Source organism: Trinickia violacea (assembly GCF_005280735.1).
GTDB classification, from domain to species: Bacteria; Pseudomonadota; Gammaproteobacteria; order Burkholderiales; family Burkholderiaceae; genus Trinickia_A; species Trinickia_A violacea.
On the sequence record NZ_CP040078.1, the window covers coordinates 2,459,716 to 2,473,448 of the forward strand.

General features: G+C 64.7%; 11 protein-coding genes. 6 read left to right on the forward strand and 5 right to left on the reverse strand.

The window, feature by feature from the left end; genetic code table 11:
- Positions 1-10 precede the first annotated feature (10 nt).
- The 3 genes from FAZ95_RS33125 to FAZ95_RS33135 all read right to left on the reverse strand — a co-directional run bounded on the left by FAZ95_RS33125 (position 11) and on the right by FAZ95_RS33135 (position 3,919).
- Entirely contained in the window at positions 11-1,150 is a 1,140-nt protein-coding gene (locus FAZ95_RS33125; protein WP_137336613.1) for an alkene reductase, read from the reverse strand.
- A gap of 176 nt (positions 1,151-1,326) precedes the next feature.
- Positions 1,327-2,652, reverse strand: coding sequence for a C4-dicarboxylate transporter DctA (dctA, locus tag FAZ95_RS33130; RefSeq protein ID WP_137336614.1), 1,326 nt, complete (start codon positions 2,650-2,652; stop codon positions 1,327-1,329).
- A gap of 100 nt (positions 2,653-2,752) precedes the next feature.
- Positions 2,753-3,919 (reverse strand): mandelate racemase/muconate lactonizing enzyme family protein, encoded by a 1,167-nt coding sequence (locus tag FAZ95_RS33135; RefSeq protein ID WP_137336615.1) that lies wholly within the window; start codon positions 3,917-3,919, stop codon positions 2,753-2,755.
- 117 nt (positions 3,920-4,036) lie between these two features.
- On the opposite strand from FAZ95_RS33135, the gene FAZ95_RS33140 reads away from it, so the two are divergent.
- Positions 4,037-4,951: a LysR family transcriptional regulator gene (locus tag FAZ95_RS33140; protein ID WP_137336616.1), complete on the forward strand. Its 915-nt coding sequence runs from the start codon at positions 4,037-4,039 to the stop codon at positions 4,949-4,951.
- A 20-nt stretch (positions 4,952-4,971) separates the two neighbouring features.
- Here the strand turns inward: FAZ95_RS33140 and FAZ95_RS33145 are convergent, their stop codons facing one another.
- Both FAZ95_RS33145 and FAZ95_RS33150 read right to left on the reverse strand, forming a co-directional pair.
- A complete protein-coding gene (locus tag FAZ95_RS33145) occupies positions 4,972-5,649 on the reverse strand; it encodes a methyltransferase family protein (protein WP_137336617.1) in 678 nt (225 codons plus the stop codon).
- A 2-nt stretch (positions 5,650-5,651) separates the two neighbouring features.
- The gene (locus FAZ95_RS33150) at positions 5,652-6,488 is read right to left on the reverse strand and encodes an arylamine N-acetyltransferase family protein (protein WP_137336618.1); all 837 of its coding nucleotides are present in this window, start codon (positions 6,486-6,488) and stop codon (positions 5,652-5,654) included.
- Positions 6,489-6,879: 391 nt separating this feature from the next.
- Here FAZ95_RS33150 and FAZ95_RS33155 point away from each other — a divergent pair, with 391 nt between their 5' ends.
- The 5 genes from FAZ95_RS33155 (at position 6,880) to FAZ95_RS33175 (ending at position 13,723) form a co-directional block, all read left to right on the forward strand.
- On the forward strand, positions 6,880-8,355 hold the full coding sequence (locus FAZ95_RS33155; protein WP_137336619.1) for a carbohydrate porin: 1,476 nt from the start codon (positions 6,880-6,882) through the stop codon (positions 8,353-8,355).
- Between the two features lie 52 nt (positions 8,356-8,407).
- Positions 8,408-9,568 (forward strand): NHL repeat-containing protein, encoded by a 1,161-nt coding sequence (locus tag FAZ95_RS33160; protein ID WP_137336620.1) that lies wholly within the window; start codon positions 8,408-8,410, stop codon positions 9,566-9,568.
- A 1-nt stretch (position 9,569) separates the two neighbouring features.
- On the forward strand, positions 9,570-10,901 hold the full coding sequence (gene efeB / locus FAZ95_RS33165; RefSeq protein ID WP_137336621.1) for an iron uptake transporter deferrochelatase/peroxidase subunit: 1,332 nt from the start codon (positions 9,570-9,572) through the stop codon (positions 10,899-10,901).
- 75 nt (positions 10,902-10,976) lie between these two features.
- Positions 10,977-12,008, forward strand: coding sequence for an iron ABC transporter substrate-binding protein (locus FAZ95_RS33170; protein WP_137336622.1), 1,032 nt, complete (start codon positions 10,977-10,979; stop codon positions 12,006-12,008).
- 119 nt (positions 12,009-12,127) lie between these two features.
- Positions 12,128-13,723: an ABC transporter permease gene (locus FAZ95_RS33175; protein ID WP_137336623.1), complete on the forward strand. Its 1,596-nt coding sequence runs from the start codon at positions 12,128-12,130 to the stop codon at positions 13,721-13,723.
- The last annotated feature ends 10 nt before the right edge of the window (positions 13,724-13,733 follow it).

Genomic DNA, 13,733 nt, shown 5'->3' on the forward strand with positions numbered 1-13,733 from the left:
ACACGCGGCGTTACCCGGCCGACACGGCCTCGTCCTCGTCTTCGTCTTCGTCTTCGGCCCACGCCGAATAGTCGCTATACCCGCGCGCATCACCGCCAAAGAGCGTGCTCGCGTCGAAATCGGCCAGCGGCAGATCCAGCGCCAGGCGGCGCGGCAAATCCGGATTCGCGACAAATTTGCGGCCAAACGCGACGAAGTCGGCATAGCCGTTCGACAGCACCCGGTTCGCGCTTTCGACGTCGTAGTTGCCCGCCACGATGATCGGGCGCGAGAAGCGCTCGCGAAGCTCGCGCCGGAACGTTTCCGTGAATTGCGGCGCGTCGTCCCAATCGGCTTCGACGAGGTGGATATAGGCGATGCCGCGCGCCTGCAGGAAGGTGGCGGCATCGAGGATCGTCGGCAGGATGTCGGGGCACGCCATGCCGCGCGCGGTCAGGAACGGCGCGAGACGAATCGCCGTGCGCTCGGCGCCGATTTCATCCGCGATCGCGTCGACCACCTCTTTCAAGAACCGCAGCCGGTTCTCGCGCGAACCGCCGTATTCGTCCGTGCGGAGATTCGAGGTCGTGCGCAGGAATTGGTCGATCAAGTACCCGTTCGCACCGTGGATTTCCACGCCGTCGAAGCCCGCTTCCATCGCGTTGCGTGCGGCCCGGCGGAAATCCTGCACGACCTCCCGCACTTCTTCCGTAGCGAGCGCGCGCGGCGTGGGCGAATCGACCATCGCGCCTTGTCCGGTCGCGGGATCGACCTTCCAGATCTGACCATCGAACTCGACGGCCGACGGCGCGACCGGCAACTCGCCGCCATGAAAATCCGGATGCGACATCCGGCCCACATGCCAAAGCTGCACAAAAATGCGGCCGCCCTTCTCGTGCACGGCATCCGTCACGAGGCGCCAGCCCGCGATCTGCTCGTCGCTGTGGATGCCCGGCGTAAACGAATAACCCTTGCCTTGCGGCGAAATCTGCGACGCTTCGGTCACGATCAGCGCGGCCGACGCGCGCTGTGCGTAGTAAATCGCATTGGTCCGGTTCGGCACGTCGCCCGGTTGCGTGCTGCGGGCGCGCGTCATCGGCGCCATCACAACCCGGTGTTCGACATGGCGCCCCGCCAGCGTGGCGGCACTGAAAAGATCAACGTGGCTCATGGTAAGAATCGCTTGTCATGGTGAAAGAAGGGATACCGCTTGCAGTGGTGCCCATTCTGTTCACACGCCACGTTCTTGATAATTAGCCTCGCTATTGAAGGACATTCAATCCAGACGGAAAAATGGCAGGCGACGATCGGCCGACTGCCGGCTCACGCCCGCCGCGTCTCGCGGGATCAGTGCGACTGCGAGCGCATCGCCGATTCCGCGGCTTCCTGCACATCGCCGTCCGGCCCCGCTTCGCGGTCGAGCACCGCGCGCGCAAGCTGCATATCGATCGCGCGCTCCCAGCGCGCGACCGCGATCGTCGCGACGCCGTTGCCGATCAGGTTCGTCACCGCGCGCGCTTCATTCAAGAAGCGATCGACGCCCAGCAGCAGCACGAGCCCCGACACCGGAATCTTCTGCATCGAAGCCAGCGTCGCCGCGAGCGCGACGAAACCCGCGCCCGCGACGCCGGCCGAGCCCTTCGACGTCAGCAGCAGCACGCCGAGCACGAGCAGCTGGTCCCAGATCGACAGATGAATGTTCATCGCCTGCGCCACGAAGATCGCGGCCATCGTCAGATAGATCGCGGTGCCGTCCGCGTTGAACGTATAGCCGGTCGGCAGCACCATGCCGACCACCGGCTTCGTGCAGCCGAGCTTTTCGAGCTTGATCATCATTTGCGGCAGCACCGCTTCCGTCGAGGCCGTGCCGAACGTGATGAAGATCTCGTCCTTGATGTAACGCAGGAACTTCCACAGCGAGAGTCCGCACACCCGCATCACGATGCCGAGCACGACCACCACGAACAGCACCGACGTCACGTACAGCGCCAGCATCAGTTGGCCGAACGATGCCAGCGTGCCGATGCCGTACTTCCCCACCGTGAACGCCATGCCGCCGAATGCGCCGATCGGCGCCGCGTACATCACGATGCGCACGACGCCGAACATCGCTTGCAGGAACATGTCGAGCATATCCACGAACGGCGCGGTGCGCGGCCCGAGCCGCGCCAGCGCGATCGCAAGCAGCACCGAGAAGAAGATCACCGGCAGCATCTCGCCGTTCGCAAACGCGCCGACCACGCTGTTCGGCACGATGCTCATGAAGAAGTCGAGCATGCCATGCTGATGCGCGCTGTGCGCGTACGAGCTGATCGCCGTGCTGTCGATGTGCGCCGGATCGATGTTCATGCCGCTGCCCGGCTTCAGCACGTTGACGACGACGAGACCGATGCCGAGCGCGAGCGTCGACGCGACTTCGAAGTACACCACCGCTTTCACGCCGACGCGGCCCGCCTCGTGGATGTCGTTCATGCGCGCGATGCCGACCACGACGGACGCGAAGATGATCGGCGCGAGCAGCATGCGGATGAGGCGAATGAACAGGTCGCCCAGCGGCTTCATCTGCGAGCCGAGGTCCGGAAAGAAGTGGCCGACGAGGACGCCGGCAATGATCCCGATCAGCACCTGGACGTAAAGCTTCGACAAGTACTTCTTTAGGCTTGAGCCTTGCATGAGTGTCTCCTGTGGGGTGCCCTTGGCGCCTTAGCGCTTAGGACAGCCCCATGCATCGCATTGCACGGCGTCTTCTGCGGACGCCTGTGGTCTCTTCGAATCACGCCGTCAGCTTGCGCATTTCCGCGTAGAGGTCGGCCTTGCCTTCGAAGCCGATGCCCGGTAAATCCGGCATCGTGATATGGCCGTTGTCGACTTTGACGCCATCGGGGAAACCGCCATACGGCTGGAACAGGTCCGGATAGGACTCGTTGCCGCCCAGCCCCAGGCCCGCCGCGATATTCAGCGACATCTGATGGCCGCCGTGCGGAATGCAGCGGCTCGCCGACCAGCCGTGCTGATGCAGCATCTCGAGCGTGCGCAGATATTCGACGAGGCCATAGCTCAGCGCGCAGTCGAACTGCAGCCAATCGCGGTCCGCGCGCATGCCGCCGTAGCGGATCAGGTTGCGTGCATCCTGCATCGAGAACAGGTCTTCGCCCGTCGCCATCGGCTTGTCGTAGTAGTTGCGCAAGGTGGCTTGCAGTTCGTAGTCGAGCGGATCGCCCGGCTCTTCGTACCAGAACAGGTCGTATTGCGAGAGCGCTTTCGCGTAGCGGATCGCGGTATCGAGATCGAAGCGGCCGTTCGCATCGACAGCGAGCTTCTGGCCGTCGCCGAGCACGCTCAGGATCGAATCGATGCGGCGCAGGTCTTCGTCGAGCGACGCACCGCCGATTTTCTTCTTCACGACCGTATAGCCGCGGTCGAGATAGCTGCGCATTTCATCTTTCAGCTTCCCATGGTCCTGGCCCGGGTAGTAGTAGCCGCCCGCTGCATAGACGAATATCTTGCGGTTGGGCTGTCCGTTGCCGTAGCGGTCGGCGAGGAGCTGGAACAGCGGCTTGCCTTCGATCTTGGCGACCGCGTCCCACACCGCCATGTCGATCGTGCCGATCGCGACCGAGCGCTCGCCGTGCCCGCCCGGCTTCTCGTTCTTGAACATCGTCGCCCAGATCTTGTGCGGATCGAGGTTGTCGCCGGCATCGTTCACGAGCGAGGCCGGGTCCGCTTCCGTCAAACGCGGGATGAAACGCTCGCGCATCAGCGTGCCCTGCCCGTAGCGGCCGTTCGAGTTGAAGCCGTAGCCGACCACCGGCTTGCCGTCGCGAATCACATCGGTGATGACGGCGACGAGGCTCAGCGTCATCTTGCTGAAGTCGATATAGGCATTGCGGATCGGGGAACTGATCGGGACAGTTTTCTCGCGGATTTCGACGATTTTCATGAAGTCTCCAGGGACACATCGCACGCGGCCGGTGGCCGCGCGCTTCGAGGAGCCGCTAGGTTAGGCGCGAAATCGAGCGGTATGATTCACTGAAAGTCACTTCTTTATTAACTTTCGGTGAAAACTGACATCGCTTCTCAACTGCAGTTCTTCGTGCTGCTTGCGCGGTATGGGAATTTGTCGGCGGCAGCTCGCGAACTCGATCTGACGCCGCCCGCGGCGACCAAGCGGCTGTCGCAAATGGAAACGCGGCTCGGCGTGCGGCTCGTGAACCGCACCACGCGCAGCATCAGCCTGACCGCCGAAGGCGAGACCTATCTGCATCACGCGACGCGCATCCTCGCCGAAATTCGCGAAATGGAAGACGCGGTCGCGTCGAGCCGCTCCGTGCCGCGCGGGCTCTTGCGCGTGAACGCGACGCTCGGGTTCGGACGCACGACGATCGCCCCGTTGGTATCGGAATTCGCGAAGCGCTATCCGCACGTCGAGGTGCAACTGGACCTGACGGATCGGCCAGTCGATCTCGTCGAGAGCGGCATCGATCTGGCGATCCGCTTCGGCTCATTGCCCGACAAAAGGCTCAACGCGCGGCGCGTGATGTCGAACCGGCGCTTCCTGTGCGCGTCGCCCGCGTATCTGGCGCGACACGGCACCCCGGAGGCGCTCGCCGATCTGACCCATCATCACTGCATCGTGCACCGGCAAAACGACGATGCCCACGGCGTATGGCGTTTCGTGCACGGCGATCACGCCGAGGTCGTGAAGGTGCACGGCATGCTGTCGAGCAACGACGGCGACATCGTGCTCGGCTGGGCGCTCGACGGTCACGGCATTCTCGTGCGCTCGGAATGGGATCTGGCGAAATATCTCGAGAGCGGACGGCTGCGTGTCGTGTTGCCCGAATTCGTGCAGCCGTCCGCCGATCTCTTTGTCTACTACCCGAACAAGCGCAATCAGTCTGCCCGCGCCAGAGCGTTCATCGATTTTCTTGTCGAGCGATTCAAGCATGTGGGGTTCCCCGCGGCGGCCTGAGCCGTCGAACCGGACTGCCGTCACCAGACATACGGCACGAGCCGATACCGCACGCGCGACCGATACGCGGCATACCCCGCGAGCTGTTCGGCAAGCACGCCCTCTTCGCGCACGGCGCGATAGCCGAGCCCCGCGACGATGAGCGGCACGAACGCGAGCCCCCACCACGACCCGAGCATGAGCGCCATGCCGACGAGATAAAAGATCGCACACGAATACATCGGATGCCGGACGTAAGCGTAGGGCCCCGTGTCGATCACCTTGTGTCCGCGCTCGCTTTGAATCTTGACGACCGGCGACGCGAAGCTGTTCTCGCGAAACACCATGCAGACGAAGAAGATGCTCGCGGCCATCAACGCGCCGCCGATGCCTTGCAGCCACGGCGACACCTCCGACCAGCGAAAGCGTCTCGCGTCGATCCCCATCAGCACGAGCCACGCGATCCACACCACGGCCGCGAGCATCATGAAGATCTGATCCCACCGCTTTTGTCCGCGCTGCAAGAAGATTGTCATCCGCTCGGCGAGCAGCGCCGGATCGTGCTGAGCGAGCCAGATGCCCGAGGCGAGGCTGAGCAGCGTCATTTCGACGAGAAACGCCCAGCCGGCCGGCCATTGCATGGTGCCGGCCGCGCCGAACAGCAGCGCCCCCATGATCACCACCCAGCCCAGCGTGTTGACGATGAGACGGGGAATCATGGCTAGACCTCCGCGCGCGCGGCGACGCGTTCGAACACACTGGCGACATCGATGCCCGAGAGATCGATATCGAAACGCTCCGTCAGCTCGCGCTCGAGCTCGCGTGCGCTGCGGATCTTGTGCACGGTGCTGCTGCCGTCTTTGGCGCGCTCGGTCAACGTGTCGTTGAAAAGCGTGACGCGTCCGGGCGGCAGCACGCGGCTCACAACCAGGTTGTTCGTGAATCGCGATTCGGGGTGCGCCGTCGTGTACCAGTTCGCGACTTCGTAGTCGATCCACTCGGCTTTCTGCGGCAGGAAGCGATACACCTTCGGATAACCGTCCGGCGTCTGCAGTTCAAGATCGAAAGCGCCCGTGCCGGACCGGCTCAACCGGAACGACTCGAGGCGCGTTTGCTGCACCACGTCCGGCACGAAACGCAGCGGCGACGTCAACGTGACGCTGCCGAACCCGACGTCAGCGAGCCAGGCTTCTTCATTTAGATCGATGCGCAGCAGCATGTGCGAGAGCGCGCTGATCGCATCCGGCGCTCTGCCCCAGAGCACGCGCGCGATATGCGGCGTCACGCGGAAACCGAGCTGCATCAGCACGTGCGCGAATAACGTGTTCTGCTCGAAGCAGTACCCGCCGCGACGACGCTCGACCAGCTTCGCCACGATCGACGGCAGATCGACGAACACACGGCGTCCGGTCAGCGGATCGAGATTCTCGAATGGGATGCGCTGCGGATGCAGCCATTGAAGTTCTTGCAGCACCTCGAGCGTCGGCGTGCGCGGACCGCTGTAGCCGATGCGTTCGAAATAGCGGTCAAGATCGAGCGGTGGATGCGCCTGCGTCATCAAAAGCCCCCTTATCCATGTAATGCGAACCCTATCGAAGCCGTCTCAGGCTACCTCAGTTCGGATGATTTCGGGCAGCCTGCGAAGGCTGCGACAAGCGTGATTCGCCGCGCCGATATTTTCATTTTTATTACATTTAAATTTCATTTTTATTGTTATGAACTAGACAATTCGCAGCACTCCGTAAATTCGCACATTACACCTCAGTAATATGGATGCGAATCATTCGCATTTGTATTGACGATGCCATTCAGCGTGAGTACGATCTCGGAATTCGCTGCATTGCTCGGCCGTTCTGTACGGCGGCATAGGAAGAGCGACTCGCAACAGACCGCCAAGACAAGAAGCGCCGACCTTGGCGACCTGCCAGATCTAACAACAAAGGACTCCGATGAAGCTTGCTTCGTCCATCGCGCGTGGCGCCAACCAACGGTTACACGGGGATGCGCCGCGTGGGGCGCGTATGCCTTCACTGCGCCGCCTTGCGATTCACACGGCTTTCGCTTGCGCTTCGATTGCAAGCACCTCCGCGGTTCATGCCCAGAGTTCGGACGCCACGCCTGAAGCGCCCGAAGCCGACCTCAAGATTCAAGCGCAGCCGACCAATCAATGGACCGGCCTCTGGACCCGCCAGAATCTGCTCGGCGACATCGGCGGGCTGCGTCCATGGCTCAACCGCTACGGCATCAGTTTCGGCCTGCAGGAAACCAGCGAATACCTGTACAACACGCGCGGCGGCCTCGGCACCGGCGGCGCGTATGACGGCCTCACGACGATGTCGCTGCAAGTCGATACGCAAAAGGCGATCGGCCTGCCGGGCGGCACGTTCAATGTCAGCGCGCTGCAGATTCACGGCACCAATCTCTCCACGCGCTATCTCGGCACGCTGAACACGGCGAGCGGCATCGAAGCCGACGACACCACGCGTCTGTGGGAGCTGTGGTACCAGCAGGCGTTCCTCGACAACAAAGTCGACGTCAAGGTCGGTCAGCAAAGTCTCGACCAGGAGTTCATGGTCAGCTCGTACGCCGGCACGTTCGTCAACACGATGTTCGGCTGGGCGGGCCTGCCCTCTTTCGACATGCCGTCCGGCGGCCCCGCCTATCCGCTCTCCTCGCTCGGCGTGCGCGTGCGCGCGCAAATCACGCCGTCGGTCACGACGCTCTTCGGCGTATTCGACGGCAACCCGGCGCCCGGCGACAACCCCGACCCGCAGAAGAACAATGCGAGCGGCACGAACTTCAACCTGCACAACGGTGCGCTCTACATCGGCGAAGTGCAGTACGCGATCAATCAGCCCGGCCAAGGCGCCATGGAAATGCCGGGCGACAGCAAGAGCTCGAGCGGCGGCCTGCCCGGCACCTACCGGCTCGGCGTCTGGTACAACAACCAGACCTTCGCCGATCAGTTGCAAGACGGCTCGACGCACCGTGGCGACTACAGCTTCTACGCCGTCGCCGACCAGATGGTGTGGCGCCCCGATCCGGACGAGCCGCGCAGCATCGGCGTATTCGCGCGCGTCATGGGCGCGCCGGGCGACCGCAACGAAGTGAGCGTCAGCGCGAACGCAGGCGTCGTGATGAAGGCGCCGTTCAAGGGGCGCGACAACGACACCGTCGGCATCGGTCTCGCCTACATCAAGGTCGGCAACCACGCCACCGCGTTCGATGTGAACAACGGCTTCGTGCCGCGCAGCAGCGAAACGGCGGTGGAAGCGACCTATCAGTATCAGGTCACGCCGTGGTGGCAGTTGCAGGCCGACGCGCAATACACCTTCAACGCGGGCGCCGGCCAAAACCCGAACAACCAAACGCAAGCCTTGCGCAACACGTTCGTGATCGGCATGCGCACCAACATCACGTTCTGAGCTTTTGGGCCCGAGCATTTATTCGCAATCGACGACTGACGGCGGTACTCACATGAAACCACTCTCGCTTACGACATCCGGCGCACGCGTCGCGCTCGCGGCAGCTGCCGCGGCGGCCGCGCTCGCCGGCACGCAGGCGGCCTACGCGGAGCCGCAAGGCTTCCTCGAAACTGTCCACAAGCACACGACGCTCATCAACACGGTGCCCGACAACGGCGACCAGAACCCGTACGCGATCGCGGTCGCGCCGGTGAGCTCGGGCGCGTTCAAGAAGGGCGACGTGCTCGTCGACAACTTCAACAACGCGGCGAACCTGCAAGGCACGGGCAGCACGATCGTCGACTATCACCCCGACACGAAGCAGATGACCACGTTCGCGACGCTTCCGCGCGACCTGAAGGCGTGCCCGGGCGGGATCGGCTTGTCGACGGCGATGACGGTGCTCAAGTCGGGCTGGGTGATCGTCGGCAGCACGCCGAGCAACGACGGCACCACGACGACCAAAGGCGCCGGCTGCCTGATCGTGCTCGACAACCAGGGCAAGGTCGTCTCGACGATCACCGGCGAGAACATCAACGACCCGTGGGGCAACATGGCCGTCGTCGACAACGGCGACACGGCGACGCTGTTCGTCTCGATGGCGGGCTTCGGCGTCGGCAGCCCGAATGCGGTCGGCCCCGACGGCGATCCGCCCGTGTTCAAGCAATCCACGGTGCTGCGTCTCGACCTCGACGTTCCCGCCGGCAAGCCGCCGGTCGTCAAGCAGCAGACGGTGGTCGCGAGCGGCTTCGGCGCGCAGGCCGACAAGGGCGTGTTCCTGATCGGACCGACCGGCCTCGCCTTGTCGGCCGACCGCAAGCTGCTCTACGTGTCGGATGCGATCGGCAACCGCGTCAACGAAATCGAAGATCCGCTCACGCGCGATTTCAGCGCGGGCGTCGGCCGCCAGCTCACCGCCGACGGCCTCCTGCACCGCCCGCTCGCGATGGATACGGCGCCCAACGGCCACCTGCTCGTCACGAACGCGCTGAACGGCCAGGTCGTCGAGATCGACCCGGCTTCCGGCAAGCAGATCTACGCGCGCTGGATCGATACCGACAAGGCGCAATCGCCCCCGGGCAACGGCGACTTGTTCGGCCTCGTCATGACACCCGAAGGCGACGGTTTCTACTACGTCCAAGACGACGTGAACACTCTGGTACTGGCGAAATAACATGACCGACGATACCAAGCCGCTGAAGCGCCCGGCGCGGCGCGGCTTCCTCAAAGCGAGCGGCGCCGCGGTAGCGGCCGGCGCGACGCTGGGAGCCGCGCTCGGCACGAGCGCCGCAAACGCGGCACAGACCTCATCCGGGTCCGGGCACAAGCCCGCGCACGACGGAACGCACGCGGACGATCCGCAATTCGCAGTGGAGCCGTTCTACGGCGTCCACCAAGGCGGCGTCGTCACGCCGCAGCAAGCGCATACGTATGTGGCGGCGTTCGATCTGACTACAACCAAACGCGACGACGTGATCGCGCTGTTGCGCGCATGGACCGATGCCGCCGCGCGCCTCACGCGCGGGCAGACGGCCCAGCCGTTGCCCACGTCCGACGACAAGCCCGCGCCCGATTCGGGCGACGTGCTCGGTCTCGGCGCGGCCGGCCTCACGATCACGTTCGGCTTCGGCCCGGGGCTCTTCACGAAAGACGGCAAGGACCGCTACGGTCTCGCCGGCAAGCGCCCCGCCGCGCTCGTCGATTTGCCGCGCTTCAACGGCGACCAGTTGATCCCGGAGAAGTCGAGCGGCGACCTCTTCATCCAAGCCTGCGCGAACGACCAGCAAGTCGCCTTCCACGCGGTGCGCCAGCTCGCGCGCATGGGCTACGGCAACCTGCAGATGCGCTGGGGCCAGGCCGGCTTCCTGTCGGGCCCGAAGGGGCAGACCGCGCGCAATCTGATGGGCTTCAAGGACGGCACGAACAATCCGCCCACCAAGGACCCTGCGCTGATGAATCAGTTCATCTGGGCCGGCGACGAAGGCCCGGCGTGGATGAAGGACGGCACCTACGCCGTGTTCCGCCGCATCCGCATCACGATCGAGCACTGGGACCAGATGGAAATCGGCTTCCAGGAATCGGTCTTCGGGCGCCACAAGTACAGCGGCGCGCCGATCGGCAAGAAGAACGAGTTCGACGAGCTCGATCTCGACGCCCAGGACAAGGATGGCAATTCGCTGATTCCCGACAATTCGCACGTGCGCCTGTCGACGGCCGCGACGAACAACGGCCAGCGCATTCTGCGCCGCTCGTATTCGTACAACGACAGCACGAATTTCTATATCGAACGCTGGCCGCCATGGCGTCAGGAAACGGAGTACGATGCCGGGCTGATTTTCATCGCGCACCAGCGCGACCCGCGCACCGGCTTTATTCCGATCAACGAGAAGCTCGCGAAGCTCGACATGATGAACCAGTTCACGACGCACGTCGGCAGCGCGATCTTCGCGATCCCGCCGGGCGCGAAGGAAGGCTCGTTTATCGGCGCGGAGCTGTTCGAGGCGTAACAGACGTCAACCCGACGTCAACCCGACGTCAACGCGACGCAAACAAACACACGTATTCGAAGAGGATTTTGGATCATGGCAGGTTTGAAGTTCGGTACCCGGTTCGCCGCGATCGGCGGCGCAGCGGCACTCGCATTGGCAACACTCGGCGCGCTGCCGACGGCGGCGCACGCCGCCTCGCTCACGCTCTACAGCGCGCAGCACGAGCAAGTCGTCGACATGCTCACGAAGGATTTTGAAAAGCAGACCGGCATCTCGGTGAAGGTGCGCAACGGCGAAGGCCCGGCGCTCGCCGCCCAGCTCGTGGCCGAAGGCAGCGCCACGCCCGCCGACGTCTACTTCACCGAAAACTCGCCCGAGCTCGTGCTGCTCGGCGAGAAGGGCCTGCTCGGCAAGGTCGACGCCGCGACGCTCGCGACCACGCCCGCGCGCTACAACGCGCCGCAAGGCGACTGGGTCGGCGTGCTCGCGCGCGAGAACGTGCTCGCGTACAACACGACGAAGATCCAGCCGTCGCAACTGCCCGCTTCGCTGATGGATCTCGCGAAGCCCGAGTGGAAGGGCAAGGTCGGCATCGCGCCGTCCGACGCAGACTTCCTGCCGATCGTCTCCGCCGTGCTCGCCGAAAAAGGCGAAGCCGCGACGCTCGCGTGGCTGAAGGGCCTGAAGGCGAACTCGCAGATCTTCGACGACGACGAAGGCTTGGTCGCCGCCGTCAATCGCGGCGCGGTCGCGACGGGCGTGATCAACAGCTACTACTGGGCGCGCTTGCACGCCGAACTCGGCGACAAGGGCACCAAGAGCGCGGTCTATCACTTCGGCAACGGCGACGTCGGCGCGCTGATCAACGTGTCGGGCGCGGCGGTGCTCAAGGCGTCGCGCAACACCGACGCCGCGCAGAAGTTCCTCGCCTATCTCGTGAGCGAGCGTGCGCAGAAGCTGATCGCCGGCAGCCACATCAGCTTCGAATATCCGCTGCGCGCAGGCGTGGCGCCCGATCCGATCCTGAAGCCGTTCAACGAACTGGCGCCGCCGGCGCTCACGCTCCAACAGCTCGGCGACGACAGCCAGGCCGGCAAACTGCTTCGCCAAGCCGGATTGTTGTAATGAACGCTCGCTGGCTTTGCATGAAACCGGATGGGACCAGAGTAGGCGCTGAAGCGCCCACTCTGGATCGACACGCGCTGAAGCGCGGCTCCGGATCGACAGGTTCTCTGGGAGGCTGAATGAGCAACGCCGCCGTAGCGGTCACGCCATCTCCCGAAGGCGCGGCGCGCGCCCGAAGGCGCACGCCGCGCGGACTCCTCGCGGCCGCCGCCATCGGTGCGCTGCTGGTCCTGATGCCGCTCGCGTTCACGGTTTACCGTGCCGCGAGCTTCGGTCTTTCTGACGCCGAGGAGCTGGTGTTCCGCCCGCTCGTCGGCGAGCTGCTGCTCAATACGCTGTTGATCACCGTCACGGCGACGCTCGCGTCCGCCGTGCTCGGCACCGCCGCCGCGTGGTTCATTGAACGCACGCACCTGCCGGGACGCCGCATGTGGGCGCTCTTGATGGCCGCGCCGCTCGCGATGCCCGCGTTCATCACGAGCTATGCATGGGTGTCGCTGTCGCTCGATTTGCAGGACTTCACGGGCGCGCTGCTCGTCATCACGTCGACGTATTTCCCGCTCGTCTATCTGCCGGTGGCCGCCGCGCTGCGCGGCATGGACCCGGCCCTCGAAGAAAGCGCGCGCTCGCTCGGCTGCGGACGCTGGTCGACGTTCGTGCGCGTCGTGCTGCCGCAATTGCGTCCGGCGCTCCTCGGCGGGATGCTGCTCGTCGCGCTCGGTGTGCTGTCCGAGTTCGGCGCGTTTTCGCTCTTGCGTTTCCGCACCTTTACGACCGAGATCTACGCCGAGTACCGCACGAGCTTCGACGGCGGCGGCGCGTCGATCTTCGCGTCGCTGCTCATGACGATGTGCCTCGTGTGCCTCGCGCTCGAAATCCGCGTGCGCGGCAAGGCGCGCTACGAGCGCGTCGATCGCGGCGCGCGCCGCGCGGCGCTGCGCTATCCGTTAGGCGCGGCGCGCTGGCTCGTCGTCGCGGGCTTCGCGGCCGTGGTCATCGCGACGCTCGGCGTGCCGCTCGGCATGATCGCCTACTGGCTCACGCAGCCGGGCGCGGCCGCCGTCACGCCTGCCGACGTCTCGCCGGAACTGCTCTGGAACGCGGCCACGGCCTCCCTCGGCTTCGGCGCCGCCGCGGCGCTCGTCACGACGCTGCTCGCGCTGCCGCTCGCGTATATGCTCGTGCGCTATCCCGGCCGGATCGCGACGATCTTCGAGCGCACCGTATTCGTTGCGCAAGGCATGCCGGGCCTCGTGATCGCGCTCGCGATCGTATCGCTCGCCGTGCGCTTCCTGTTGCCGCTCTATCAGAGCGCGGCGCTGCTCGTCGTCGCGTACGCGATCCTGTTCCTGCCGCTCGCGCTCGTGAGCGTGCGCGCCGCGCTGATGCAGTCGCAGCCGCGCCTCGAAGAGACGTCGCGCGCGCTCGGTCTCAACGCCCTGCAAACGATGTGGCGCGTGCTGCTGCCGCTCGCGGGGCCGGGCCTCGGCGCGGCTGCGGCGATGGTGTTCATCTCCGTCGTCACCGAATTGAACGCGACGCTCCTGCTCTCGCCGATCGGCACGCATACGCTCGCCACCCAAGTGTGGACCGACACCTCGACGCTCGCCTTCGCCGCCGCCGCGCCCTACGCTGCTCTGCTCGTCGGCATTTCGCTCTTTGCGTCGGGCGTGCTGTTCGCGCTGCTCGGCAAATCGGCGGTGCTCGAGCGCTGATGAGGCACGT

What these genes read in the sequence shown, in the direction of transcription:
- FAZ95_RS33155 (WP_137336619.1), top strand. Translation starts at nt 6,880, where the DNA reads ATGAAGCTTGCTTCGTCCATCGCGCGTGGCGCCAACCAACGGTTACAC.
- FAZ95_RS33125 (WP_137336613.1), bottom strand. Translation starts at nt 1,150, where the DNA reads ATGAGCCACGTTGATCTTTTCAGTGCCGCCACGCTGGCGGGGCGCCAT.
- FAZ95_RS33175 (WP_137336623.1), top strand. Translation starts at nt 12,128, where the DNA reads ATGAGCAACGCCGCCGTAGCGGTCACGCCATCTCCCGAAGGCGCGGCG.
- FAZ95_RS33135 (WP_137336615.1), bottom strand. Translation starts at nt 3,919, where the DNA reads ATGAAAATCGTCGAAATCCGCGAGAAAACTGTCCCGATCAGTTCCCCG.
- efeB (WP_137336621.1), top strand. Translation starts at nt 9,570, where the DNA reads ATGACCGACGATACCAAGCCGCTGAAGCGCCCGGCGCGGCGCGGCTTC.
- dctA (WP_137336614.1), bottom strand. Translation starts at nt 2,652, where the DNA reads ATGCAAGGCTCAAGCCTAAAGAAGTACTTGTCGAAGCTTTACGTCCAG.
- FAZ95_RS33170 (WP_137336622.1), top strand. Translation starts at nt 10,977, where the DNA reads ATGGCAGGTTTGAAGTTCGGTACCCGGTTCGCCGCGATCGGCGGCGCA.
- FAZ95_RS33150 (WP_137336618.1), bottom strand. Translation starts at nt 6,488, where the DNA reads ATGACGCAGGCGCATCCACCGCTCGATCTTGACCGCTATTTCGAACGC.
- FAZ95_RS33160 (WP_137336620.1), top strand. Translation starts at nt 8,408, where the DNA reads ATGAAACCACTCTCGCTTACGACATCCGGCGCACGCGTCGCGCTCGCG.
- FAZ95_RS33145 (WP_137336617.1), bottom strand. Translation starts at nt 5,649, where the DNA reads ATGATTCCCCGTCTCATCGTCAACACGCTGGGCTGGGTGGTGATCATG.